Origin of the sequence: Ruminiclostridium sufflavum DSM 19573 (assembly GCF_003208175.1) — a bacterium.
In the GTDB taxonomy this organism is placed as follows: Bacteria; Bacillota; Clostridia; order Acetivibrionales; family DSM-1351; genus Ruminiclostridium; species Ruminiclostridium sufflavum.
This window is the reverse complement of the sequence record NZ_QKMR01000001.1, coordinates 315,856-340,486: the sequence shown is the minus strand read 5'-3', so window position 1 is coordinate 340,486 and position 24,631 is coordinate 315,856. Positions and strand designations below refer to the sequence as shown.

Genomic DNA, 24,631 nt, shown 5'->3' with positions numbered 1-24,631 from the left:
GGTTATCCCTCCTTATACTCGTCAATCAGTTTCTTCAGCTCCTCAGCTTGGAGGTTGGTGAGGCTTTTACTTCCGATAAAAGCTGTTAAAAATTTTGGGAGTGATCCTCCGAAGGTATCTTCGACAAAGTACCTGCTTTTCCTTGCATAAAACTCATCCTTTTTTATCAGGGCTGAAACAACGGTGTTTTCATTCTGAAAAATGCCTCTTTTGCATAGCTTTTTCAAAACCGTATATGTGGTGGACTTTTTCCAGCCCATTTCTCTTTCGCACAGCTTTACCAGTTCACCGGATCCGACAGGCTCCTGTCTCCATATTAAGTCTGCAAATTTTGCTTCCCCCTTGGCAAGGGTATAATCATTCATACAATAACCTCCTTGGTCTATCGCATATCGACCTGATGCTTTAAGTCTACAACATATAGACCGACATGTCAACAGCTTACAGAATAAGTTTTGCTAAGAGTTTTATAGTCTGACAAGGAAGTGTCCGGCAGCTGTATTTACATAACTTGCAGCTTTATCAAAAAAAGCCTGATTTTATCAGGCTTTTTTTGAGGTTGTTTTTCTCATGCCGTACGAAAGTAACTAAGCTGCGGACCGTCAAGAAATAGTTTATTCGTAAAAACCGCAATCAACTATGCCAAAACCTATTCCGTAGTCGGTGGAGGTCAACTTTTCATACTTTATATTTAACTTAATTACTCCTGCTGTGTCAAGATTGAATTGCTGCGGCAGCATGCCTGCTGTTAATACATTTGATGTATACAGCAATTCACCATCGCCGTAAATCTTTATGACCATATCTGAAATCCTGTTTTTAGAATCATCGGCAAGTACAATTTTACCTTTTATTATAGAATATTTTTGATTTAATAAATATTCTATAGACCCTGTATCCTGTTTTTCCGAATGAGCATAAATTCCGTGTTCATATACGATACCGGTATTGTCTTTACCTTTCCATTTTTCCGGAGCCGTATACCACGAGCCTAAACAATCCAAATAGTCAATATCTTCTAGCCATGCAGCAGGAGTGGTAGTGTCATGCTTTCCAATAAACTATAAAACATCAGTCCACATGGACGCATTCCTTGAACTTTTTACCGCGGCATGTATAAACCTCACCCCTTCAACTCCGTCGCATATCTTTGGAAAATCCAGGTCTTCCGGAGTTGGGCTTTCTCCGTTAATCTTTTTGAGAACAGCACCCAAATAAGTTTTGTAAACATTTGCAAAGGCTTCATAATAGCCTTCCGGATGCCCGCTGGGTATACGGTTCAATTGTGCGGCTCTGCCGGTTATATATCCGGTGCCTCTTTCATAAACAGCTGATGGCTGCCCTTTTAGTGTGACCTTGAGCTGGTTAGGCTGCTCCTGTCTCCATTCGATTGCACCGTTAGTCCCGAAAATCCTTACGGTCAGCCCGTTTGCGTAGCCCACAGCAACCTGCGAGCATGAATAAACACCGCTGGCTCCGTTATCAAAGTCAATCAGCATATTGGCATTCAGATCCAAAGGCTGATTGAAGTAATCCAGCTTTGCGGCAACGCGCTTGATTTTCAAACCGGTCATATATGCCACAGTGTTTTCAATATGAGTTCCGATATCCCCGACACAGTTTGATATACCTGCAACATCAGGATTGGTTCTCCAGCCTGATAGCTTAGCGGTTTGGGAAGCATTGCTTCCTATTGAGTCTATAAGCCATTCCTGAAGGTATTCTGCATTTACGTTAATAACCTTACCTATTTTACCCTCCGCTATAAGCTGCCTTGCCTGTTTTACCATTCCGTAACCGGAATAGGTATAAGTTACGGCAAACAGCAGCCCTCTTTCATTTGCAAGCTTTTGTAATTCTTCTGCCTGACCGATGTCGGCGCATAAAGGCTTTTCACAGACAACGTTAATATCCTGAAGCAAAAATTCCCTTGCAATTTCATAATGTGTTGAATTCGGTGTAACAATGCAAACAAAATCTATTTTATCATCCCTTAGACTTTCCCTTGCGGCCATCTCCCTATAATCCGAATAAACTCTGTCTGATGCCAGACTATAATAATTTCCGGTATCCAGACTGCTTGACATATTTGAACTGAAGCTTCCGGCAACAAGTTCTGCACTGATTTCAAAATTAAGAGCGTTTTTATGAACTCTTCCGATAAAGGAATTTAAGCTTCCTCCCACCATGCCATAGCGTACAATGCTTCGTTTCATGTTATAACCTCCTTAGCTTTTAATTGCATCATCAAATTTTACATTTGAGGGTGCAAAGTCAACTTTTTTAACAAATTCAGCTGCCTGTGCTCCTCCGTATTCTCTTTCCATACCGCTGTCCTCCCATTCTACTGACAAGGGTCCCTGATAATCGTATCTGTTTAATACCCTGATTATTTCTTCAAAATTTACATCGCCGTGTCCTAAGGAACGGAAATTCCAGCCTCTTCTTAAATCACCGAAATCAATATGTGAACCCAGCAGGCTTGCTTTCCCGTCCAGTGTAACAGCAGCATCCTTCATATGCACATGGTATACTCTGTGTATAAAATCATTAAGGAAGATATGAGGCTTTATTCCCTGCCATATCAGGTGGCTGGGGTCAAAATTAAGACCGAATTCTTCTCTGTCGGAAAATTTCAGCAGAATTTTTTGGGTAGTATAGTAATCAAATGCAATCTCACCGGGATGAACCTCCAAGGCAAATTTAATTCCATTTTCCTTAAAAACGTCCAGTATTGGAGTCCACAAGCGTACAATTTCATCAAAACCTTCTTCAACCATCTCTTCGGTAGTCTGAGGAAAGGAATATATATATTTCCATATAGGGGATCCTGTAAAGCCTGTAACAACCTTTGCCCCTATACGTTTTGCTGCAATTGCGCAATACTTCATTTCCTGTGCCGCCCATTTGCGGATTTCCTCAGGTTTATTCCAATATTCCTTGGGAGCAAAATTATTGATTCGTACATCGGGGCCGTCTCCGACACATTGGCCGATAATATGTGCTCCGATGGCCTCACATTTCAAATCGTATTTTTTCAAGGTATCAAGAATGTATTGAACATAAGCATCATCCTGTGCTGCCCTTGCCGGATTCAAATGATTGCCCCAGCATGCTATTTCCAAGCCCTCATAGCCCATTTCCCTAGCTTTCTGACACATAATGTCAAATTCCAAATCTGCCCACTGACCTGTAAATAATGTTACTGTTCTGCCCATAATATGCCTCCTATGAATTATTAAAATATTATTAACAGCTTAATTATATATTGCAAATAAGCCGTTAATAATTCCTGAAAAATACTTGATAAATGCTAATATAAACCTAGTATCTTCTATACCCGTGCTAAAATATTCAATATAATAATTTGATGCAAAAATATTCGGTATCCGAGCTCTCAAGGGATATCCGAAGCGATTTCCCATTCATAAAGTCAATTACGGCTGAAACCTTCGCCTTCCAGGCGAACATATGCTTTCAAGCATTTGTTTGAATGTTTCAACGGTTTGGGTTTTAGGGCTTGTACTTCAGGAGGCTTTAGCCTCAAACCCAAACTATCGACCGATGGAATCGGCTTTTCAGCCGATAGTAATTGACTTATTCAATTTTGCAAGCCTTAAATAAACACTAGGTTTTCCTTAGTATTATACAGTGATTTTATAGGCGTTGTTCTTTTTGCTATATGGTTTAAACTAAAAGCATCCGATGAGTTAATTCACATCAGAAAAAATAATTTAAAGGAGTGTTATATAAAATGAGTAAATCAAGTCCACTTTTTAAACCCTTGAATATCGGTAACAGAGTAGCTCCAAACCGTATAGTAATCAATGCTATGGAATGCTGTGATGCTTTGCCCAACGGAGATCCAAGTCCTGATACCTATGCCCGTTACGAAAGGCTGTTTGAGGGGAAAGCCGGCATTGTCGTTCTAGAGGCTATTACTCCACAATATGATCACAGATCACGCAAAGATCAACTTTCAATAAGAGAGCATAATATACCTGCGTTAAAGAAGTTTGTGGCACACCTTAAAAAAATTAACCCTGAAACTCTTTTGCTATTCCAGATTACGCATTCAGGTGAGATAAGCAATCCTGAATTTTCAAAAAGAATACGTGTTACAAAGGAGCCTCTACCGGGCTATGAGGATGCAGAGCTTGTTGGAGAAAAGGAAATAGACGAAGTAATTGCATTGTATATTCAAGCTTCCAAATATGCTTACGAAGCAGGAGCTGACGGAGTAGACCTCAAGCTCTGCCACGGTTATCTGGGCTCTCAGATTTTAAGGCCTTATAATAAAGAAAACTGGAAGTATGGCGGCAGCTGGGAAAACCGTAAACAGTTTGCAGTTAATATCTATGACGGCGTACGCGCAGCAGTTCCGGATCTTAATTTTATAATAGGTTCAAAGATTTCAATTTATGAAGGCTTCCCCGGCGGCTGCGGTACACTGAATGCCGACAGCGCATGTATGGAGCTTACTGAATCAATAGATCTGATAAAAACTCTGGAGGCCCATGGTGCAAACTTCATATTGCAGTCTGCAGGCTCGCCTTCCATCACCTTGGATTTGGCCCACCCTGACGTACGTACTCCTGACTATGCATACATACATTTCTTCCTGCAAAAGGTATGTCGTGATGCTCTGAAGCCGGAAACAGCCGTAATAGGCTCAGGCTATTCCATTTATAGAGACGGCAGAAAAGGCTTTCAGGCAGTTAAAAAGGAAAAGAATACTCTTCGCTTCTGGGGAGAAAAGAATATCAGTGATGGGATAGTTGATGCTATAGCTATCGGACGTCAATCCTATGCAGATCCATATCTGCCTGCAAAGATGGAGAGAGACGATGATGCATCAATAAGATGGTGCACACTTTGCGATCATTGTGTGGAAATGCTGATTAAGCAGAACAAGGTCGGATGTGCAACCTTTGACAAAAAGTATACAGATGAATATGTAAGTATGATTAAGACAAAGGGCAATATAAAGGAAAAGCATACCTGATTCTGCATAAAACCTGAGAGGTGGTGAGGAAATGGCATACCATATAGGCACTGATTGCATTTCCTGCGGCTTATGTGAGTCTGAATGCCCTGTCTGCGCAATATCAAAGGGTGAAGCTCAATATAAAATCGATGCTGAAATATGTATTGATTGCGGACTATGTGAGTCTAAATGTCCCGTAAGTACGATTTCTGAATAGTAACACATGTCAAGAAAAAAGTTCGGCTAAAATATATTCCATAGTATTTCATAAAGCAGCAAAATTATACTGTTTATTGGGAATAGATTTTATGTAAACATGTATTGCCTGTAATATTTTGTTTTTTGTATTAAGGCATAAGATTGACCCCATTGGAGATTTGTATCACTAAACTCAAACCTGCCATATCTGGTCGTCTTATGCCTTTTTTTAAATTAATTGTGCATTTTAGGCATGAAATACATGAAGAAAAAGAGAAATTTTTATCGGTAATTCCGATAGAAAAGGGGGCAATCAATTAATGCCTGAAAAAAGATGCTTACTTGATATTAAAGGAATATCCAAACAATTCTCCGGAGTAACTGTATTTTCCGATTTTGATTTTAAGGTATATGAGGGAGAGGTTCATTGCTTATGCGGAGAAAACGGGGCGGGAAAATCCACGTTCATTAAAATTCTGGCAGGCGCACATCAAAGAGACAGCGGAGAAATAAGCATAAACGGAAATTCTCTGCATGGAAAGCTTAATCCGGCATTGTGTATGAAATTGGGTATTCAAACGATATACCAGGAACATACTCTTATGCAGAATATGAGTATTATGGAAAATCTTTTTATTGGAAAAGAAGTAACCAATAAAATTATATTGGACCGCAAACGGATGTACAAGGAGACTCTTGATGTCTTGGCCAAGATTGGCGTAACAGGCTTGGATCCCAAAATGCCTGTAAGAATGCTAGGAACTGCACAGCAAAAATTTGTTGAAATTGCAAAGGCATTTGTACATGAAGCCAAGATCATTATTATGGATGAACCGACTGCATCCTTCGGAAGCCATGAAATAGAACAGCTGATGGGTGTTATCACATCCCTTAAGGAAAAGGGGGTCGGTATTATTTATATCTCTCATCATCTCGAGGAAGTATTCCGAATAGCTGATAAAGTGACGGTAATACGCGATGGCAGAAAAATAAGGACATACAGCAGAGAACAAATTGACGAGGCTTCAATAATAAGGGATATGGTAGGACGGGATGCTTCTATGTTTTACAGCAGGGAGGCAGCTGAAATAGGTGACCCTGTTATGGAGGTAAGGAAGCTTTCGGGCAAGGGAGTCAGGGACATATCCTTCACTCTTCGAAGGGGTGAGATATTAGGCTTTGCAGGCTTGGTAGGCGCAGGCCGCACAGAAATGGCAGAGCTGTTGTTTGGCAGAAAAATTCCCGAAGCAGGTGAAATCAACATAGAAGGGCAAACAGTCAGGTTTAAGACACCAAGAGATGCAATAAAGGCGGGTTTATGCATGATAACCGAAGACAGACAGCTCACGGGGCTATTTACAAAGCAAAAAAACTCCCTTAACACTGTTTTGGCACATTCGGCAAAATATCCTGTGGGATTTATGCATCCGGATTATGACAAAGAGACCTGTTGTGAGTACATCAGCAAGCTAAACATAAAATGCAAGGGTCCTGAACAGCAGGTGCGTTTCCTGTCAGGAGGGAATCAGCAGAAAATAATTTTATCAAAATGGTTTCATTCAAACGGTAATATTTATATTTTTGATGAGCCGACACGAGGAGTGGATATCGGCGCTAAGGAGGAAATTTACAAAGTGATGGTTGAGCTGTGCAAGCAGGGTAAATCCATCATTATGATATCCTCGGACATGCCGGAGGTTATTGCAATGAGTGACAGGGTAATGGTTATGAAAGATGGCGGCATTCTTGCAGAGCTTTCAAAAGAGGATGCCGATTCAGAGACAATACTGTCATATGCGCTGGGAGGATGTAAAGCTTAAGGAACTTAAATAAATTAAATAAAAAGGGGGACCGGGTCCATGCCGGTGCTTTAATGGAGTTCTGCACAAGATGCGGGGCATGGACATAAATATGAGCAATAGTAAAATTCAGGAATCTGCATTTGTAAATCAGTCTATAAAAAAAAGATTGTTCTCAAATGATAATATTTTTTTACTTTTAGGTTTAATTGTATACATAATAATCTGTTCAATAATTGCTCCAAATTTTGCTACCGGCTACAATTTGAGTATTGTGCTTGAGCAGCTGGCTGTTCCCGGCATTCTGTCAGTCGGGATGTGTATTTTAATGATATCAAGGGGTATTGACCTGTCTGTCGGCACATTGCTTTCCTTCGCGGCATGTTTTATGGCATGGCTGATTAGCGGCGGTACTTCAGTTGCGGTTGCTATCCTGCTTGGCATACTGATTTGTGTGGGATGCAATTTCCTTATGGGTTTGCTGCTATCGCGAACCACGCTGGAGCCGTTTATTGTATCGGTGGGCGCAATGATTATTTATAAGGGCTTTGCATTGATAACGACAAATGGTGCTGAGTACCCCATTCCCGGAAAGTTCGGATTTGCCACCAATATCAGGTTCCTAAATCTGCCTCTTATGGTATACATAATGATAGTAGTATATATAATTTTTGCACTTCTTCTCAGATATACAAAATTCGGACGCTGGCTGTATGCGGTAGGGGACAACGATGAAGCGTCCTTTCTTGCCGGCATTAATGTAAAAAATTTCAAGCTGTTGATTTATGTTATCAATGGATTAGTAATTGCATTAGCTACTATTTTAATGCTCTCAAGAAATGAGGTCGGAAATCCTTACCTTGGAACAGATCTTGAGATGAGAGCAATCGCTTCTGCTGTTGTAGGCGGCACCGCATTGTCAGGCGGCAAGGGAAACGTAATAGGAACACTGCTGGGTACCATTTGGATGGGTATAATTTCTAACTCCTTAAATGTTATCGGCGTATCCGCATTCTGGCAGTATGTTGTAACCGGTGGGATAATTGTCGTAGCTGTATTGGCCAATAATTTGAGATACAAGATGGCATGAGCTTAATTAAATTTATGATGGAAGTCATAAAATAAATAAAAATTTACAGGAGGAAATCACAATGAAAAAAGGATTGGCTCTAATTTTGGCACTTGTTATGCTGGCAGCTGCCGCGTCCGGTTGTGGAAGCAATGGTGCAAGCACTGCTGCAGAAAGTACAAAGGAAACAAATTCGGCAGCATCCGGAAGTGCCGGCTCGGCGGAGCAGAAAGGAAAGAACATAGGCTTTATACTTGCAGGCTCTGATATATATTATCAGAAGGGCTATGAGGTTTTTGAGGCGCTTGCCGAGGAAGAGGGCTGGACAGTAACAAAAACAACATCAGACTATGATCCTAAAAAGGAAACAAATAATGTTCAGGATATGGTGGCAAAGAAGGTTGATGCAATAATTCTATGTACGGTGAATTCATCAACGGGCTCGAAAGCGGGCGAAATGGCTAATAAAGCAGGTATTCCTATTTTTTACATAACATCTATTCCTGATCCTGATGGCCCTGGAAAACCGGATGGCTGCGTATCCGGTCCTTGGTATGAAGGAGGATATGAGATAGGTGTACTTGTCGGTAAACAGTTCAAGGCGGATGCCAAAATTGTAACTGTTGAAGGCGGCTACGGACAGGCTATTGCGGAGCTTCATAGATTGGGCTTTCTTGATGCACTTGCCAAGGCATGGGGAAAAACACCCAAGCAGGTTTTTGACGAGAATATTGTTTACAACCAGACAGGCGGTTTTATGACAGATAAGGCACAAACAGTGATGCAGGATGCCATATCAAAAACCGGCGGGAAATTTGATATGGTCTACGTTCACAATGAGGCAATGATGGATGGTGTACTGAAGGCAATAAAGAGCACCGGCAAAACATACCCTGTGTTTGCGATAAACGGAAAAGAAACGACAGTTGAGCAAATCAAGGAAGGAACAGTAACGGCAACAGTGTCAATTCCGCCCTCAAGTGAAGCCGAGATGGTATTCCAGCAGGTAAAGTCCAAATTTGAAGGTAAAACATATCCTGTATATTTGAAGAATATATATGTTCCCATTAATAAGGACAATGCTGCAAGTGCTTCAATACTTCCATGGCTGGATTCCCAAAAATATTTCGAGCTGGTAAAGTCGGGGAAAACAGGCATTGATATTATGCAGATGGAAGATACAGGACCGACAGATCCGGATTGGAGTGATATGCTGGACCTGAATGGTGCTAAAAGCAAATAGCGAAAGAACAAGAGCCCTTACCGCCATTGCGTAAATGGCGGTAAGGACTCTTGCAATAATATTTATAGGGAAATGTTCTTACAAATGTGTTTCCAGATAGACCTGCAAATTATCTTCACGCTTCAATTGCAATTTTTTTCTGATATTGGCACGGTGGTAGTCCACTGCTTTCTTGGTTATACACAATCTGTCCGCAATTTGTTTACTTGGACAATCCTGTTTAATTAGAGAAGCTACCTGCAATTCCCTGGGAGTCAGCGTAATTATCTGCGAAGGACGGGTTTTTGTCAGCGGAAATATGATTTCATCAATAATTCCCGTTACCATATGTATATCCTCTTCCTTTACTACCTTCTTAAGATAATTTAATGAAGGCTTTACATAACGTTCAATATTGTTAATAATAATTTTTTCTAATTCATATTTACTGTGCTCACGATTTTTCAAGGTATCCACCAAGAGATTCTTTTGCTGCTCAAGATCACGAAAATTATCCTCTGCAATTTTTCTTAATGTAATGTCACGAACATACTCAATAATCAGAATTATTTCATTATCCCTGTTCAGAAGGGGGATGGCAAAAAGCTGCTGCCATCCGAGGTCCTTATTGTCTAATTGATATCTTACTACCTCCATTTGGGGTTTCTTTGTTTCAAGAACCTTTATACAAGGGCATACCTCGCAAGGAGTGCTCAGGCCGTGGTAACGCTTGTAGCATTTTTCGGAGTCCGGTTCAGAATCTGTGGAGTACCAATGATTCATTGCGGTATTTGCATATTTAATGGTTAATGTAGGATCTAAAACACTGATGCCATCTTGAATTATATCAACAATCAATTTAAACAATTCAGATGAGGAGGATAATAAAGAAGCATCATCAAGAATATGGCTGCTGAAAATATCAGGAGTAAATACCCATTCACTGTTTGCTGAAGATTTTACATTCATAAAATGCTACCACCTTTGTATATTTTATTTGAATAAAAGTGAGAATAAATGCTTAAACTGCAATCAGTTATAACATATGCTGATAAGTTTCTAAGAAATTTATAAATATTTGTTGAAATTATATCATAATTAACATAAAAAAGCACAGACAATTTTTTGCAAAGATGTGATGCTTTTAGCGGGATTTGGGTCTGAACAGCTACACGCCGGAAGGGTGCTGCCGCATATATTTCTATAAGCAAAAAATCCGGCAAAAGGATGTTTATAAAATATGAAGCAGCAGAAAATACAGAAGGGGAAAAGGGGAGGCAGATTTCTTTAAATTGAGAGTTGCTGTAATAAACGGCGATTTATCGCGATAATAGCAGATAGTAAATATTAATTTGATAAATTGAATAAAAAACCTTGAAAATCAGAGGAAAATAAGTTAAAATAAGCTTGTGACAAATGCAGCTTGTATTCTTATCTACTGAGGAAGAGTAGTTTTAACAAGCGTTCTGCTTGTATACTGTTATTCTTTTTATCCGGTTTGATCTAAAGTGAAAAACTCAGCTAAACAGCGAAATGTATTATCGGTGTGCTTAACAACAGATATTACGGGATGAATAGCTTAATAATCATGTGGGTATCTTTAAATATAGATTTTTCAATATTATAAAGCACATGAAGGAAACTATTAAAGTGTAACTCATAAAATATATAGACATAGGATTTACTATGGATATATTGGATGCCATGCTGATGTTCTATTGAAACCTGAATGGCAAATGTACATTGTGAACAGATATTTGGAGGAAGATGATATGAAAGTCAGAGAATTAGATTTACCCGGGATTGGGAAGAAATTTGAATTAGAGGTCTCCGGTGGGGACAAAATTGTTGTTATTATACATGACGATGGCCGGAGAGAGCTATATCATTTTTATCATGGAGAGGATGACAGTGCTTCGGTGGTCAGTCTGGATGACGATGAAGCAAGGCAGCTGGCAGGGATTGTAGGCGGAATGGCATACCAGCCCAAGGCACTTGAGACTATCAATGTTGTGATGGAGGATATGATTATAGAATGGTACAAGATAGATAATGATTTTTCTTGTATAGGAAAAACAATTGCAGAGATGAAGGTTAGGCAATGCACCGGTATTACCATACTCGCAGTTATAGAAAAAAATCACAGCAAAAATGTCAATCCCAGCCCCGACTATCGGTTTAGTCCTGATTCTACCTTGATTGTCACAGGAGATAGGAAAAGCCTGCAAATTTTTAAACAGTATATTAAAGACGGGAGGTTAGGATGCACAATCTGATTTTTGAAATTGGTCTGGCGGTTGGCTTAATCGCTACGGTGGGCCTGATATCCAAAAAGCTGAGGTTTTCTGTTATTCCGTTTTATATTTTGATTGGAATGGCGGTGGGACCTCATGCCCCCCATTTTGGGATTTTGGATTTCAGATTCATAGAAAGCTCGGTATTTATAGAATTTATGGGACGCCTCGGTGTTCTGTTTCTGCTTTTTAATCTTGGTATGGAATTTTCCGTATCACGGTTTGTCAAATCAGGTAAGTCAATTTTGACCGGAGGTTTATTTTATATACTGATAAATTTTTCAACCGGTTTACTTATAGGCTGGATAGGAGATCTTCCAATAAAGGAAACGATGGTGATATGCGGTATTATGACAAGCTCGTCAACAGCCATTGTTGCAAAGGTATTGATGGATCTCAAGAGAACCGCCAATCGTGAGACAGAAATAATTATGGGAATGATCATGTTTGACGATTTATTTATTGCAATACACATATCAATATTATCAGGATTGCTTTTAAGCGAATCAAGCTCTTTATGGGGAATCTTATCAACAGCGGCTGTTTCTATTCTTTTCATATTATTTATGTTATTTGCCGGAAAAAGATTAATCAAGTATTTGGATAAATTTTTAAATATTCAGTCCACCGAGCTATTTCTTCTTATTGTAATGGCACTTTTGTTCCTGATAGCAGGGTTTTCTGAGTCGCTGCATGTGGCAGAAGCTATTGGTGCATTGCTGGTGGGGCTTGTGCTTGCAGAGTCGGTGCATTCAAACAGGATTGAACACAATATACTGCCGTTCAAGGACTTTTTTGGAGCTATCTTTTTCTTCAGCTTTGGGTTGACTATTGATCCCCTTTCTTTGGGTGGTGCGGTTTGGCTGGCTGTAATAGCAGCTGCGTTTACAATCGGAGGCAATATGATTTCCGGAACGATTGCCGGACGGGTAGCCGGTATTAATGGCAAGGCCAGAGCTAATATAGGTCTGACACTGGTATCCAGAGGAGAATTTTCTATTATTATGGCGAATATGGGAAAGGCGGGAGGGCTTTTGCCGGTTATCCAGTCCTTTGCCGTGGTTTATGTACTTATACTGGCAATTACCGGCCCGATGCTTGCCAAGGAATCTGCTTTTATTTATAAGATAATACAAAAGTTAAGAATTCGGCGTAAGGAAGAAATATAATAAAAGGTTAAAATATAGAAAAAGCCATAGGACACACTGTCTTGTGGCTTTTTCACGTGTCAGGAGTTATTGGGAAGATATATGGAGAGCGAAAAGCTTTTTGGAAATGTTAAACTTTTTACATTTTCCCATAAAATATATTCAGGATATTCCGATAATACTATTAGAGCTGTAATTGTGTTTCCTTCACAAGCATTTTAAATTTTATTTAAATATAGGAGTTTGCTATATTTAGTAAAAATCTTAGCTTATTTGTTTCAAAGAGATTTTAGCCTTAAAACTATCGGTCTTTTCAGCCGGAAGAAGGATTATAATTTTTAGGTCAGACAGTTTTTGCTTTTAAGCTGATTCTAAACGCAGTTTGGGTTTGAATTTGTTCTTTGACTTCAGGAGGCTTTAGCCTCAAGCCCAAGCTATCGGCTGATATAATCGGTTTTTTAGCCGGTAGTGATTGAGTTGATAAAATATATATTTGGAGTTTGATATGGACTTGACAAGCTGTTATTCTGAATTAAAGGCTTCGCTTGAAGCATTAAGCAAAGAAAATATAACTGATTTATCATATCTTCACGACAGGGTTATGGTGAAATTACAGCTGTTCATGTATACTAACAGGATTGAGCAGGATGAGCACAGCAAGCTTAAAATCACCCTGTCCTCTGAGGTTGAGAACTTGGGCGGGAATGATACCATAGCAAATGAAAATGGAGTTTCTGCAATGACTGTTTCAGGCTTGGCTTTCATATTTATTCTGATTTCTTTGATTGAATTAGGGGTAAGTGCGATAGTTGTCTATATGTTGTTTTTTGGAGGGCTGGGGTTTCTATTGTGTTTAATAGACCTTTCCTCAACAGAACAAAGGAATGACAAGAGAAAGAAAGTAATTTTCAAAATGTGCGTGGATATCCTTGATAAAGAAAAAGAAAAATTGGATATAACCCAATAAGGGAATTTACATGTTGACGAGCCTTGCAAAAGCATTGGCAATTCCGGCAAAAGCCGAGTGAGAGAGTCTTGCAAGCCAGCTTTTATGTTGTGAGCCACAGGCGGCTGTAACCATACTTTATTAAAAAAATACTCCTTATATAGCACGCAGACGAAAAAATCCATATGCAATATAGGGAGTGTAAAAGCGATATTTGATTTATACGCATTGCCTGCAGACACCGAAGGATATACAACTCCTCAGCAATATGCAAATGTTATTGTATTCCTTGGAGGATATGCCGTATTTATCCAGAATCTGCTGTGCGGGTGCAAAGGATTCAAATGTCATATTACCGCAAGCATTAGGTCTGCTTTTATCAGGCTGAGTATCAATTTTTCTGCCGAAATCCTTATAGCTTGCTTTTATACCATTTATCACAAAGGTTTTTGTTTCGCAAATTGAACTATAAACATCTAATTCTAATTTCATAACAATCACTCCTTTAAATATTATTATCTGATAAGTATGTTAATTATTTGACAATTTGATTTTATATCATTCATGAGATAGTAACAATCAAACTTTTTACAGTTTTAGTCTGCTGTGATTTTAATTTCATTGTAAGATAAGGTTTTTATTTAAAATCAAAAGAATAAAGAAAGTGAAAAGAGTTATTGACAATAATTACCAAGTTTAGTAATATATTAATATATTCATAAAGCTTGCACTAAGCTCTCTTTTTAATATTTATACCTAAGCTATTCAAGCAGCTATGAAGCATCTGCAGCTTCACTGGAACCTCTGATGAAAACAATCACGAAAGATAACTATGAACTGCCGCTATTAGGATTTATACTGCTAAAGTGGCAGTTTTTAAAAATAAGTATATCTACATAAATTACTGGTTTTATCAGTAATTAAAGCAGTTCCATTACGGCAATCATCGCTGTCTTACAATATTAAATTTTGTGTCTGTGAAATTTAAACAAAAAAACAGTAAATAATTGTGAAACTTATTGTGAGTTTTGCTGTGAAACGTGTTGTGAAATATGCTAGAATATGCTAGAATATGGTAGAATATGTTACTTTTGTAGCATATTCCGCTACAAAAAATATAAAGAGGGGAGAGTGCGAAAATGAACAAAAAGTTGATGGTAATGTTTTCGGTGCTAATGTGTTTTACCATCATTTTGGCTGGAATTGGCTTAGACGTACAGGCAGCAACAACGCTTACCGGAAATGCAACCGGTAAAATTGACGGCTACGACTATGAGCTGTGGAAAGACAGCGGAACCACAAGCATGACGCTTAACGGCGGCGGTGCGTTCAACTGCTCATGGAGTAATATCAATAATGCGTTATTCCGTACAGGTAAGAAATACGATGAGACCAAGACCTGGCAGCAGCTTGGGTCCATAAAGGTAAATTACACATGTGACTACCAGCCATCAGGAAATTCATATTTGTCTGTCTATGGGTGGACCAGTAGTCCGCTTGTAGAATATTACATTGTAGATAGTTGGGGGAGCTGGAGGCCACCAGGATCAACATCCAAGGGCACAATTACCGTTGATGGTGCTGTGTATGATTTATACCAGACTACTCGTGTAAATCAGCCTTCAATCAAGGGTAATACAACCTTTGAACAATATTGGAGTGTTCGTCAGCAGAAGCGTACCAGCGGAACAATAACCGTCAGTGACCACTTTAAAGCGTGGGAAGCTAAAGGAATGCAAATGGGGAAAATGTACGAGGTTTCTATGGTTGTTGAGGGATATCAGAGCAGCGGTCAAGCTAATATGACTAAAATGACAATTGATGTAGGCGGCTCAACTACTCCAGATCCGGATCCAGATCCAGATCCGGTTGATGAAAAAAGTGCTTTTACAGCAATAGATTCATCAAGCTATAATGATACCAATTCTTCAACTGTTGAAAAAATAGGAACGGATTCAGGAAATGGTGTAGGGTATATTGAAAACGGCAATTATCTTGCATATAAAAATATCAATTTCGGAACCGGCGCAGCTTCCTTTAAAGCTCATGTTGCTAACGGCAACAGCTCCAGTACAACTATTCAAGTAAGAACCGGCAGCTCGACCGGTACAATTATTGGTTCTCTGACTGTACCTGCTACAGGAGGCTGGGATACTTACAAGGATTTATCCACTACTGTCAGCGGTGTTTCAGGTGTAAAGGATTTGTACCTTTGCTTTAGCGGACCGGTTAATATTGGTTCCTTCTCTTTCAGCAAGGATGGTGCTACTAATCCTGATCCGGGTACGGGTGAGACAATATTGCTTGGTGATGTTGATGGAAGCGGTGCTGTAGATGCTCTTGACTATGCCATATACAAGCAGTATTTGTTGGGCTTGAAGGATTCTTTGCCTGCTGCCGGTGATGTTGACCAGAACGGTTCAATGGATTCTCTGGATTTTGCCAAGATAAAACAGCATCTTTTAGGAATTATCCAATTGGGAACGATAACAGTAGGTGGCGGAGACGGAGGTGACACACCTGTGGATCCGACTAAGAAGCTTATTGCTTTGACTTTCGATGACGGTCCCAGTGCGACTTTAACGCCATTGGTACTTGACAAGCTTGACAAATATGGCGTAAAAGCAACATTTATGATGATCGGACAAAACATCAGCTCTTCGACAGCAGCTGTTATTAAAAGGGTTAATGACGGAGGCCATGAAATAGGCAATCACTCTTGGGATTATTCCAGCATGAACTCTATGTCTGCATCTGATATCAAGACTAAGATTGATAATACTACTGCTGCTATTAAGCAGTATTCAGGGCAGACCCCTAAGTTTTTCCGCGCGCCAAATCTTGCATACAGCCAGACAATGTACAGTGCGATTGATTTGATATTTGTACAGGGTGTTATATGTAATGATTGGAGCGGAGGATCTGCTACAACAGCTCAGGCCAGAGCAGACTGCGCCATAAACGGAGCTCAGGACGGCGCGATAATATTGCTGCATGACAATCAGCCGCTGCCTCATCCTACTCCTGAAGCCTTGGATATAATAATTCCTACGCTTCAGAACAAGGGTTACCAGTTTGTAACACTGAGCCAGCTGTTCAAAGCCAAGGGTGTTGATGTCAACACTCCTACAGATAAGGTTTACACAGTTGTTCCGTAAGCTTATGTAAAACGGAAGTATAGAACGCTTATACATATTTCAAAAAGAACCTGTGCTGATAGACATATAAGAGGTCTGTTGACACAGGTCCTTTTTGTAAATATGATTAACTGAAAGGAATACTGTTTTTTTAAAATAAGTCTTTAAAAATAGCTCTTATATGTAAAGATGAATAATTTCAAATATTTCATTATCACTAATGCTGTTACTGCATGCGGAAAGTAAGCCTGAATGAACAAACATTCCGTTGCTTGCTCTTACCGCTACTTTATTTGCTCCTATAAATACAGCGCTGAATATTTCGTTTTCGCTTATTGATGTGTTGTTTCCTGTTAATACAAGCGAATTATTGCTATCAAGACTTATGAGATTTCTTTTGTATGACTGTAGGAATACACTTGTTCCTATAGGAGCATAAAATTGTACTTCCGGCTCCATGATGTCACAATTTTCAAAGGATAAACTGCCGTCAGAATTGTGATATAAATATTTGCCCTCCGATGACTTGATTGCTATTCTGAATACTGGTCCCATACCATATTTCCTCCTCAACATATAATTGTTATAGCAAAAATTAATATATCACTCAAATAATGGAATTGTCAACAAAGACTAGAAAATCATAATAATGCATTTTTTATGCCAGAGGCAAAAATATATGAACCTCGGTTCCTTTATTTAATTCAGAATCAATGTAAATTGAACCGTTAAATTGCCCTTTAACGGCAATACCGGCAAGATACAGCCCTAATCCTGAGCCGTCGCTTCCTTTTGTTGTAACCATTTCAACAAAAAGCTTCTGCAATATTTCAGGAGCGATTCCGCTGCCGTTGTCTTGTACTATAATAACAATTCCCTTAGGATCTTTTTCAACGGTTAAGTTTATAAAACCTCCGTTATTGCCGTAGGATTGAATTGAGTTTATGACAATATTATCCAGTATTTGTGTAAGCGCGGTTATATTGCCGTTAATCAAGGTGTCCGGGCTTACCTTGAGGTTTTTATTGAGAACACATTTTGCTTTTTTAAGCTCGAATTCCATTAGAACGGTAACCTGATTAAGAAGCTTCTCAACTGTAAAGCCGGCATTTTCAGGGCTGTTCATGCTGGTTGTCTGGTCTTTTACTGCCGAGACAATATCAGATATATAAATCAAATACTGTTTTATCTGATTTTCCCATTTCTTCATATCATTTATTGTAGTTATAAATTCGGGTGATTTAGAATATATATTTAACTCTGACAACAGAGCATCAATCTTGTGCGTATTTTTTTCCAGAACGGAAATCCCTCCTGAGGAAGCCATAAGAGGAGATTTTATATTATGTGCTAAGCCTCCTATTAGCTGATTTAAGGAAATTAAGCGTTCTTTTTCAATGAGTCTTAGAGTATTTTCCTCTTTCAGTTCAAGTAATTGCTTATGAATGCTGATATCCTTAAGAAAGACAAGCGTAGCCATAAATCGCTTGTTTTTAAAAATAGGAATTATTTCGATATTAAAATATTTTCTTACTCTTATTTTGAATTGGTATTCAAATTTAATGGTTTGCTTGCTGCTTTTGGAGAGCTTTATGCTTTCCTCCAGCCTTTTGTTGAAATCCTCAAAAAGGTTGTTATCCAGAACTTCAAATACGTTTATTTTATCTCTATATATATAATTTCCAAAATTTTCTTTAAAGTTACGATTCATTTCCAGAACATTATTTCTATAATCGACAACTAAAAAAGAGTCGCTGAAGTGATCCACGATGCTCTTGGTGGATATTGGTATGCTGACCATAAAGTTATATTTGTATATGGAAATAGTAAGGCATACGGCTGCAAAGGAATAGGTTAACGCGTAAAGACAGCCGGGAAGATAGGATATCCTTGAGTCCTTTGTATAAGTGAAATAGCTGACATATTCAAAAAGAATCGGAACAAGAATGCCTATAATAAAAAGGAGATTTTGTTTGGACAGATGTCCCGTATACTTCAAGCTGAAATACACGACATAAAAAATTGAAACAGTGAGATATACAATCTGCCAGGTATAATGGATGTAATAGTAAGGCCCTGCAACGATTGCGTCAGAGCTTCTGCTTATAATAAAAAGCTTGTGTATGCTGCTGGTGAGGTATAAAAAGCTGCTTATTACGGGAGGTGTAAAAATTAAAATATATACAGCTGTGTGTTTAATTCTGTCCTTCATTAATGTTATAGAAAGCAGAAGCAGGGTACAGGGCATAAAGAAAGTAAGGATTGATTCTGCGGTGGTGAAAATTCCGAAAAAGGTATAGCAAAAGACATCTCTTGTCATCTGGAGTATTGTCCAGGCAAGAGAGAGAAGCACATTTGCAGAGCAAATCCAATGAAGCTGATTTTTATGCTTTACTCTGTATATAATAAATAAAAGAACAATTAAAGTTCCTACAGATGCTGCATATATTGAAATTTTAATCGGCTCACCTGACATACAAGCCTCCTTGCCAAAGCCCCCGCATTAAAAATTAGCCTTATATCCCAGTAAAAAGTCTGTGGTAACCTTGAATAAATCTGCAAGCTTTTTAATATTTTCGCCTGTCGGTTCTGTTTGATTTGTTTCCCAATTTGCAACGGCAGTTCTTCCAAGCCCCAGAAGCTTTCCCAAATCTTCCTGACTTAAATTTGCATTTTTTCGTAATTTTTTCAGCCGTATTCCAAAGCTTCCGTCTTTTCTTGAATGACAGATTGATTTTATGGCCGATTCAATCATTATTAGTATTTTTTCAAAATGCGCCGATTTCTCGCAGTACATTTGAATATCTGTTTTTTTCAGGGTTTCTATTGCCGGAACCTCTTCAGCTCTGCCTGTTAATAGCATTATATAAATTTCGTCATCGAATTTTCTTATTTTTTCCGTAACTGCTTCTGCGTTTAGATTATCTATAAAATAGTCAAGAATGAGGAGATCGTATTTGTTTTCTTTAATTGCGTCTATCCCTTCCTTTGAGTTGGTATAGCCGTCGACAATATACTCGCTTGGCAGATTTGCCTTAATTGCCTCAATTATTCCACGATCATCATCAATGATAATTATATTAAATATTTCGTCCATTTTAACCTCCATGCCCAATCAGGACAAAAGTTCGGTAAGGTTTACAAGCCTTTACACCGGGTAGCTGTATAAAAATCAAGAAAGCAACTGCAAAGAGCTTCTGCCGGCCGATAGTAACTGACTTTTTCCTTGGCAATTGCATTTGTAAGTATTAGGTTATCATAAAATTAAGAAAAACTCAATAAGATTCATTAATTATGACTATTTGTTTTTGAGTAATATTCATTTAAAATGACAAATTTAATTATAAATTAAAGGATAGTGGTAGAATAGCAGAAAATAATTATAATACATGCCATTATAATACCAGTAAAAGACATATTAATATAATTATATCCTAAAACAAATAATTATTGACATGTCATTTATAATGAAGTAATATGATTGTAAGAATGATACCATTCATGACGGCGCTGCTATGGATGATTATAAAATTTTCAGGGGGGTTTTGTAATGATCAATATTCAGAAAAGTATAGTTTTTAATTATGGAGATTCACAGAGGGTAACAGTCTATGGTGATTTTGACGATTTAAATACGTGGTATATCGTACCCACACCTCGATTTGCTATAGATAAAACCATTGGACAGGAAATGTTTACTCTGAGGGAATTTGTTACTGACACCGGCATTACAGGCAATTGTAATTTTACTGTTGAGCTGTATGTAAGTGATGAGGAAAGAAGTGTTGTAAAACAATATTTGGGACAAGACATTGTATTCGGACAACTAAACTGGGTAAATATTACCAGCTTTTTTACATATGATTTAAAAGGTGAAAAGCAGGTTGCAAATGCCACTCCTGCTCAATTTGCAGAAAATCAGGCTACATTTGATATATTCCTTCCGGATCAGGAAGCGGTAAATTGCTTTAAGGATGCCTTTGGACCAGGGGATCAGGGAGTTTCGCCTTTCTTTATGCAATATGAAGGTATGGCTTTATCTAAGCTTCCCGCAGTAGATGTCACCGTAAAATATGATTCTGTACTGGCTTTTGAATATGAGAAAACAGTGGAGGTTGATCGGAATATATGGGGCAAGGAAACCAGCAGGAAAGCGGCAGTTAAGGAATACCTAAAGAACTCGGATGCCGGAAACACAGATATTAAATGGAATATACCCAATCCTGACGAGGAAATGAAGCAAAGGGTTTATGACTGGGCATGGATTACCTTGGAAGGACTTGTTAACAAAGCTGTTGACGATGCTGTAAAGCTTTTGGGTGAGGCTCATGCAGACCAATTTTCCTTGAATCAGACTTCTTCGTTCAGCAGGAATTACAAAGAAAATCAAGTGGTTGATTTTAATGTCAGTCCTATGGGCTCGCAGTTCAAGAGATTTAATGAAAACGAATGGGAAAAACATTTTTCAAGAGTGGATAACCGAAGCCTAACGATTAATTTTACTATTATGGATGATCTCAGCCAGAATAAAATAAAGTCAGTGCAGGTTAATGTCAAATATCCAACATTGCAGCCGGAACCGTCACATACATTCACACAGGAGGATTGCTCAAACTGGACACTTGAGGCTGACGGATACTACGAAGGCGGAATTTTTAAAGCATCCTACCAATACCAGTACATAGTTACCTTTGAAATAGAAACAAAGCTTACGCCGTATACTTCACCGTGGATTCCAAGTGAAAATGCCCGGGTCATTCTGCCTGCGGCTGCGCTAGGCGTACAGAGCGCAACATTTCGTGCTGCAAATGTGGATTTTGATAATGCTGTCAATTATGTACTGCTGGATTTCTATTATATTACTCCGGGCAATTTACCTAATAAATCTGAACAAATAAAAATCATAGAAAATAATAAGGATTATAAGATTGTGAGCCGCACAGGTTTGCCAAGCACAAATCCATACAGCTATGCTTTGACATATGTTTTGAAAAACGGCAGGCAGTATGAGGTTTCGCCTATATCAAGCAACAGTGATACCATTGTTATTTCTTCTCCCTTCAGTACAAATCAGTTTAATGTTTATGTAAATAACAATTTGCCGGAAGACGGGGGTGTGCAAATAAAACAAGTCAGAATCAGAGCAACTTATGATGATTATGAGAATGGCTTGACAGGCTTAAATAACACATGGAACTTCAAACCTGATCTTTCGATGGAATATGATGAGGGAGAGCCTTGGGACTTGACTGTGGTGGAAAATCCAAATGGAAGTGTGGTGTCTCTTTCCGGTAAATTAATATATTCAGACGGTAAGGTTAAGTCTGTAAACGGTTTAAAAAATCAGACGGGCTTTATAGATTTTTCACCAATCAGCGAGATTGATACAATAGAGGTAGACCCCTCCCAGATACAATGGAAGGAGGGAGTGGAGCAGGTAAGGATTAATTTTTATCAATTGAAGGACAGCCCTGTAAAGGCTGCTGACATACATAGCGCAAGGGCTGATGCAGACAGCAGAAAAAATTTGGCACAGCTTACTTTCCGCCCTATGCATGATGCGGAAGGGGCTATTACCGGGACTGTGCAAAAACAATATTTTGACATAGATAAGCCCTTAGATGATGAACTTGTATACTATTATGACGGTACATATTATCACAGCGGCGATGTACCGGACAGCTATATAAAAGAAGCGCAATCCTCAGATTTGGGTATTGTACTGCCAAAGGATGGGGAGTCGGAAGAACTTGTCATTCATAGACTTGTTGCTGGAAATAAAAAGTAGTATTTAACTGAAATCAAGTTCGGAAGCTTTGTAAGGATACTCTTTGATTCCCGGATTAGAGGAGGCTTTCTCAATGAATCAAAAAAAACAGCCTGTTTCGGATGCCTTAAATATTGAGGCTGTTTCAGGGCTGCCTGATAATATCAAGACAGGAACATATATTTTTCTGTGCGTAAATATTTCCTTTGAATTTATAAAAGAGATTCAGGTTATTTACAGCTTGGGTGAGCTCATAGGAAGCTTTATGCTTAATAAGGCCAATCCTTTAAAGATACTGGCGCCGAATCAGCCTGAGTATACAGACATTGTACCGATGCTTTATGACCTTGAATTCCGTACTGAGGACGGTACATACAGACAAAATAACTTAGCCGCCGGTTCCTGCAATTTTATAAACAATCCGTTCGAATACAGATATGCTCAATTTCTTTCTGTAGATATGATGTATAAAGATGATTACACTGACAGGATACAGCTCAGCTATTATTATAATGAACGGGGCCCGGACTGGGAAATTACCGGCAAGGCAAAGCAGGCTGTATTAACATCTGAAGCCAAAACATGCAGTATCCGGTATCCTGTGGTAGATTGCAAACGTGCTGTTGTTGTCTATGAGGGAAATATCATCAGTAAAAAAGGGAAAATCAGCAGTATACCAAAGAATACCAGCAATCAATGCATTATTCCTGTGAGTACTGATGTAGTCTGGATATCCATAGAGGTTGATTCTGAGAGAGTAAATTGGACTAAATACAAGATGGTTAAGGTCTGCCTTTATCCCTGTGATACCAATGATAAGGATACTCCCTGCGGCATTCTGAAATTTGATGCTGCTGCAGGGTCGCTTTATTGGGGCTACTTGGATAATATCAGCAACAGGCAGCCATATTATTGGGAGGCTTCATATTATATTGAAGCTTTCCCCGACCCGATTACAACAGGTATGAAGCAGGAGCCGTTTAATAACTATGTGGTTCTGCCCGCAGAACCCTTTAACCAATAGACGGAGAGGTGCGGAAAATGAACTCTATTGCAGGTTGTCCCGATATTGACCATATTTTGAGGCTTGCAGCATTAGGTGATAATTTTGAAGCTGCATCTGCCTGCTTGCAGGTGATGCTGAAGAAATTACTGGGTTCCTCAGTTGAGCCGAAGCATCTTTGGAATTTCAGCTCACTTGGACGAACCGGATTCCCCGTTGAAGTTGCTTTCGTTTCAGATGATCCTTCTCTGAGAATTACTGCTGAGGTTACAGGCCCCGAAATACCTCCTTCCGAGAGGTTGAATTATGCCGAGGAACTATTTTCGGAGCTCAATGGCTCTGAAATACCTCCGGTGCTGAGCAGATTTGTTCATTCCATCCAGAAGGAAGGCTCCCTGAGATACGGAGCTTGGCTGGGGAGCCGGCATAGCTGTGACGGAAACAGCTTTAAATTGTATATGGAAGTACCGTGTTATCCGGATAACAGTCCTGAAGTCAAAGCTTGGGAGCAAGCGATTATAAGCCGCCCGTTCACTCGCCCGGCAAGACTTAGGATGATAGGCTATAATGGTGATTCGCATACCCTTGAACTTTACTATGACACAACCTATGTGTGGCCGCAGGATTTGCCTGCTTTGATGTCTCCTGTGGGATTGCGGGATTATGCGGGGGATGTAACGGATTACCTTTTTCAGGCATACAGGCGTCCTGTTAACTGGGAATTGCCCGGTGCCAGTGACTATGGCTTCAGTTATGCTGTTCCCTGTCCATATACAAATAATAATAAAAGCAATAGTGCTTTTTCTCTTTATACCTTTGCTAATGCTCTTTTTGGGGGAGATCACAGTATACGGGCCGCAATTTTGGAACTAAGCAAAAGACAGGGATGGGATTCCTCGCTGTACGAAGAAATCAGCCGTCCCATTGCGCATAAGCGCGGTTTTATAACTCATCACGGTGTATTTGGAATTGTTATGTCGTCACGAGGAAGGGCTTCGGTGACATTTGGATTAACACTGCCATGACATCAGGAAATTTTCAAGATTCAGTGGGAATACCGG

Annotated in this window: 21 protein-coding genes; 12 read left to right on the top strand and 9 right to left on the bottom strand. The window is 39.1% G+C overall.

The window, feature by feature from the left end:
• Positions 1 to 2 precede the first annotated feature (2 nt).
• From LY28_RS01365 to LY28_RS01350, 4 genes are all read right to left on the bottom strand, one after another.
• Positions 3 to 365 carry a BlaI/MecI/CopY family transcriptional regulator gene (locus tag LY28_RS01365; RefSeq protein ID WP_110460365.1) on the bottom strand — a complete coding sequence of 121 codons (363 nt, stop codon included), beginning with the start codon at positions 363 to 365 and terminating at the stop codon, positions 3 to 5.
• A 249-nt stretch (positions 366 to 614) separates the two neighbouring features.
• Positions 615 to 1,004 carry an NPCBM/NEW2 domain-containing protein gene (locus LY28_RS01360; RefSeq protein ID WP_165835460.1) on the bottom strand — a complete coding sequence of 130 codons (390 nt, stop codon included), beginning with the start codon at positions 1,002 to 1,004 and terminating at the stop codon, positions 615 to 617.
• A gap of 57 nt (positions 1,005 to 1,061) precedes the next feature.
• Entirely contained in the window at positions 1,062 to 2,216 is a 1,155-nt protein-coding gene (locus LY28_RS01355; RefSeq protein ID WP_110460363.1) for a Gfo/Idh/MocA family protein, read from the bottom strand.
• A 12-nt stretch (positions 2,217 to 2,228) separates the two neighbouring features.
• Positions 2,229 to 3,218 (bottom strand): sugar phosphate isomerase/epimerase family protein, encoded by a 990-nt coding sequence (locus tag LY28_RS01350; RefSeq protein WP_110460362.1) that lies wholly within the window; start codon positions 3,216 to 3,218, stop codon positions 2,229 to 2,231.
• A 536-nt stretch (positions 3,219 to 3,754) separates the two neighbouring features.
• Here LY28_RS01350 and LY28_RS01345 point away from each other — a divergent pair.
• From LY28_RS01345 to LY28_RS01325, 5 genes are all read left to right on the top strand, one after another.
• A complete protein-coding gene (locus tag LY28_RS01345) occupies positions 3,755 to 5,005 on the top strand; it encodes an oxidoreductase (protein WP_110460361.1) in 1,251 nt (416 codons plus the stop codon).
• Positions 5,006 to 5,036: 31 nt separating this feature from the next.
• Positions 5,037 to 5,204 (top strand): indolepyruvate ferredoxin oxidoreductase subunit alpha, encoded by a 168-nt coding sequence (locus LY28_RS01340; RefSeq protein ID WP_110460360.1) that lies wholly within the window; start codon positions 5,037 to 5,039, stop codon positions 5,202 to 5,204.
• Between the two features lie 301 nt (positions 5,205 to 5,505).
• A complete protein-coding gene (locus LY28_RS01335; RefSeq protein WP_110460359.1) occupies positions 5,506 to 7,005 on the top strand; it encodes a sugar ABC transporter ATP-binding protein in 1,500 nt (499 codons plus the stop codon).
• Positions 7,006 to 7,096: 91 nt separating this feature from the next.
• Positions 7,097 to 8,074 (top strand): ABC transporter permease, encoded by a 978-nt coding sequence (locus LY28_RS01330; RefSeq protein ID WP_165835459.1) that lies wholly within the window; start codon positions 7,097 to 7,099, stop codon positions 8,072 to 8,074.
• Positions 8,075 to 8,135: 61 nt separating this feature from the next.
• On the top strand, positions 8,136 to 9,296 hold the full coding sequence (locus tag LY28_RS01325; protein WP_110460357.1) for a sugar ABC transporter substrate-binding protein: 1,161 nt from the start codon (positions 8,136 to 8,138) through the stop codon (positions 9,294 to 9,296).
• A 78-nt stretch (positions 9,297 to 9,374) separates the two neighbouring features.
• On the opposite strand, the gene LY28_RS01320 is transcribed toward LY28_RS01325, so the two are convergent.
• On the bottom strand, positions 9,375 to 10,244 hold the full coding sequence (locus tag LY28_RS01320; RefSeq protein WP_110460356.1) for a helix-turn-helix transcriptional regulator: 870 nt from the start codon (positions 10,242 to 10,244) through the stop codon (positions 9,375 to 9,377).
• Positions 10,245 to 11,047: 803 nt separating this feature from the next.
• Between LY28_RS01320 and LY28_RS01310 the strand changes: the two genes are divergently transcribed.
• The 3 genes from LY28_RS01310 (at position 11,048) to LY28_RS01300 (ending at position 13,684) form a co-directional block, all read left to right on the top strand.
• Entirely contained in the window at positions 11,048 to 11,551 is a 504-nt protein-coding gene (locus LY28_RS01310) for a cation:proton antiporter regulatory subunit (RefSeq protein ID WP_110460354.1), read from the top strand.
• On the top strand, positions 11,539 to 12,738 hold the full coding sequence (locus tag LY28_RS01305; protein WP_110460353.1) for a cation:proton antiporter: 1,200 nt from the start codon (positions 11,539 to 11,541) through the stop codon (positions 12,736 to 12,738). The genes LY28_RS01310 and LY28_RS01305 overlap by 13 nt, the downstream gene beginning before the upstream one ends.
• 484 nt (positions 12,739 to 13,222) lie before the next feature.
• Positions 13,223 to 13,684: a hypothetical protein gene (locus tag LY28_RS01300; RefSeq protein ID WP_110460352.1), complete on the top strand. Its 462-nt coding sequence runs from the start codon at positions 13,223 to 13,225 to the stop codon at positions 13,682 to 13,684.
• A gap of 198 nt (positions 13,685 to 13,882) precedes the next feature.
• Here LY28_RS01300 and LY28_RS01295 read toward each other — a convergent pair whose 3' ends face one another.
• On the bottom strand, positions 13,883 to 14,155 hold the full coding sequence (locus tag LY28_RS01295; protein WP_110460351.1) for a hypothetical protein: 273 nt from the start codon (positions 14,153 to 14,155) through the stop codon (positions 13,883 to 13,885).
• A gap of 647 nt (positions 14,156 to 14,802) precedes the next feature.
• On the opposite strand from LY28_RS01295, the gene LY28_RS01290 reads away from it, so the two are divergent.
• Positions 14,803 to 16,821, top strand: a complete 2,019-nt coding sequence (locus LY28_RS01290; protein WP_110460350.1) for a glycoside hydrolase family 11 protein — start codon at positions 14,803 to 14,805, stop codon at positions 16,819 to 16,821.
• Positions 16,822 to 16,977: 156 nt separating this feature from the next.
• Here LY28_RS01290 and LY28_RS01285 read toward each other — a convergent pair whose 3' ends face one another.
• From LY28_RS01285 to LY28_RS01275, 3 genes are all read right to left on the bottom strand, one after another.
• A complete protein-coding gene (locus LY28_RS01285; protein WP_110460349.1) occupies positions 16,978 to 17,355 on the bottom strand; it encodes a fascin domain-containing protein in 378 nt (125 codons plus the stop codon).
• Positions 17,356 to 17,458: 103 nt separating this feature from the next.
• Positions 17,459 to 19,276 (bottom strand): sensor histidine kinase, encoded by a 1,818-nt coding sequence (locus LY28_RS01280; protein ID WP_110460348.1) that lies wholly within the window; start codon positions 19,274 to 19,276, stop codon positions 17,459 to 17,461.
• Between the two features lie 27 nt (positions 19,277 to 19,303).
• Positions 19,304 to 19,897 carry a helix-turn-helix domain-containing protein gene (locus tag LY28_RS01275; RefSeq protein ID WP_110460347.1) on the bottom strand — a complete coding sequence of 198 codons (594 nt, stop codon included), beginning with the start codon at positions 19,895 to 19,897 and terminating at the stop codon, positions 19,304 to 19,306.
• Between the two features lie 453 nt (positions 19,898 to 20,350).
• Here LY28_RS01275 and LY28_RS01270 point away from each other — a divergent pair, with 453 nt between their 5' ends.
• The 3 genes from LY28_RS01270 (at position 20,351) to LY28_RS01260 (ending at position 24,595) form a co-directional block, all read left to right on the top strand.
• On the top strand, positions 20,351 to 22,588 hold the full coding sequence (locus LY28_RS01270; RefSeq protein WP_110460346.1) for a hypothetical protein: 2,238 nt from the start codon (positions 20,351 to 20,353) through the stop codon (positions 22,586 to 22,588).
• A 73-nt stretch (positions 22,589 to 22,661) separates the two neighbouring features.
• The gene (locus LY28_RS01265; RefSeq protein WP_110460345.1) at positions 22,662 to 23,591 is read left to right on the top strand and encodes a hypothetical protein; all 930 of its coding nucleotides are present in this window, start codon (positions 22,662 to 22,664) and stop codon (positions 23,589 to 23,591) included.
• Positions 23,592 to 23,608: 17 nt separating this feature from the next.
• Complete coding sequence (locus LY28_RS01260; RefSeq protein ID WP_110460344.1) at positions 23,609 to 24,595, top strand: hypothetical protein; 987 nt, start codon at positions 23,609 to 23,611, stop codon at positions 24,593 to 24,595.
• The last annotated feature ends 36 nt before the right edge of the window (positions 24,596 to 24,631 follow it).

What these genes read in the sequence shown, in the direction of transcription:
- LY28_RS01365 (WP_110460365.1), bottom strand. Translation starts at nt 365, where the DNA reads ATGAATGATTATACCCTTGCCAAGGGGGAAGCAAAATTTGCAGACTTA.
- LY28_RS01355 (WP_110460363.1), bottom strand. Translation starts at nt 2,216, where the DNA reads ATGAAACGAAGCATTGTACGCTATGGCATGGTGGGAGGAAGCTTAAAT.
- LY28_RS01350 (WP_110460362.1), bottom strand. Translation starts at nt 3,218, where the DNA reads ATGGGCAGAACAGTAACATTATTTACAGGTCAGTGGGCAGATTTGGAA.
- LY28_RS01345 (WP_110460361.1), top strand. Translation starts at nt 3,755, where the DNA reads ATGAGTAAATCAAGTCCACTTTTTAAACCCTTGAATATCGGTAACAGA.
- LY28_RS01340 (WP_110460360.1), top strand. Translation starts at nt 5,037, where the DNA reads ATGGCATACCATATAGGCACTGATTGCATTTCCTGCGGCTTATGTGAG.
- LY28_RS01335 (WP_110460359.1), top strand. Translation starts at nt 5,506, where the DNA reads ATGCCTGAAAAAAGATGCTTACTTGATATTAAAGGAATATCCAAACAA.
- LY28_RS01330 (WP_165835459.1), top strand. Translation starts at nt 7,097, where the DNA reads ATGAGCAATAGTAAAATTCAGGAATCTGCATTTGTAAATCAGTCTATA.
- LY28_RS01325 (WP_110460357.1), top strand. Translation starts at nt 8,136, where the DNA reads ATGAAAAAAGGATTGGCTCTAATTTTGGCACTTGTTATGCTGGCAGCT.
- LY28_RS01320 (WP_110460356.1), bottom strand. Translation starts at nt 10,244, where the DNA reads ATGAATGTAAAATCTTCAGCAAACAGTGAATGGGTATTTACTCCTGAT.
- LY28_RS01310 (WP_110460354.1), top strand. Translation starts at nt 11,048, where the DNA reads ATGAAAGTCAGAGAATTAGATTTACCCGGGATTGGGAAGAAATTTGAA.
- LY28_RS01305 (WP_110460353.1), top strand. Translation starts at nt 11,539, where the DNA reads ATGCACAATCTGATTTTTGAAATTGGTCTGGCGGTTGGCTTAATCGCT.
- LY28_RS01300 (WP_110460352.1), top strand. Translation starts at nt 13,223, where the DNA reads ATGGACTTGACAAGCTGTTATTCTGAATTAAAGGCTTCGCTTGAAGCA.
- LY28_RS01295 (WP_110460351.1), bottom strand. Translation starts at nt 14,155, where the DNA reads ATGAAATTAGAATTAGATGTTTATAGTTCAATTTGCGAAACAAAAACC.
- LY28_RS01290 (WP_110460350.1), top strand. Translation starts at nt 14,803, where the DNA reads ATGAACAAAAAGTTGATGGTAATGTTTTCGGTGCTAATGTGTTTTACC.
- LY28_RS01285 (WP_110460349.1), bottom strand. Translation starts at nt 17,355, where the DNA reads ATGGGACCAGTATTCAGAATAGCAATCAAGTCATCGGAGGGCAAATAT.
- LY28_RS01280 (WP_110460348.1), bottom strand. Translation starts at nt 19,276, where the DNA reads ATGTCAGGTGAGCCGATTAAAATTTCAATATATGCAGCATCTGTAGGA.
- LY28_RS01275 (WP_110460347.1), bottom strand. Translation starts at nt 19,897, where the DNA reads ATGGACGAAATATTTAATATAATTATCATTGATGATGATCGTGGAATA.
- LY28_RS01270 (WP_110460346.1), top strand. Translation starts at nt 20,351, where the DNA reads ATGATCAATATTCAGAAAAGTATAGTTTTTAATTATGGAGATTCACAG.
- LY28_RS01265 (WP_110460345.1), top strand. Translation starts at nt 22,662, where the DNA reads ATGAATCAAAAAAAACAGCCTGTTTCGGATGCCTTAAATATTGAGGCT.
- LY28_RS01260 (WP_110460344.1), top strand. Translation starts at nt 23,609, where the DNA reads ATGAACTCTATTGCAGGTTGTCCCGATATTGACCATATTTTGAGGCTT.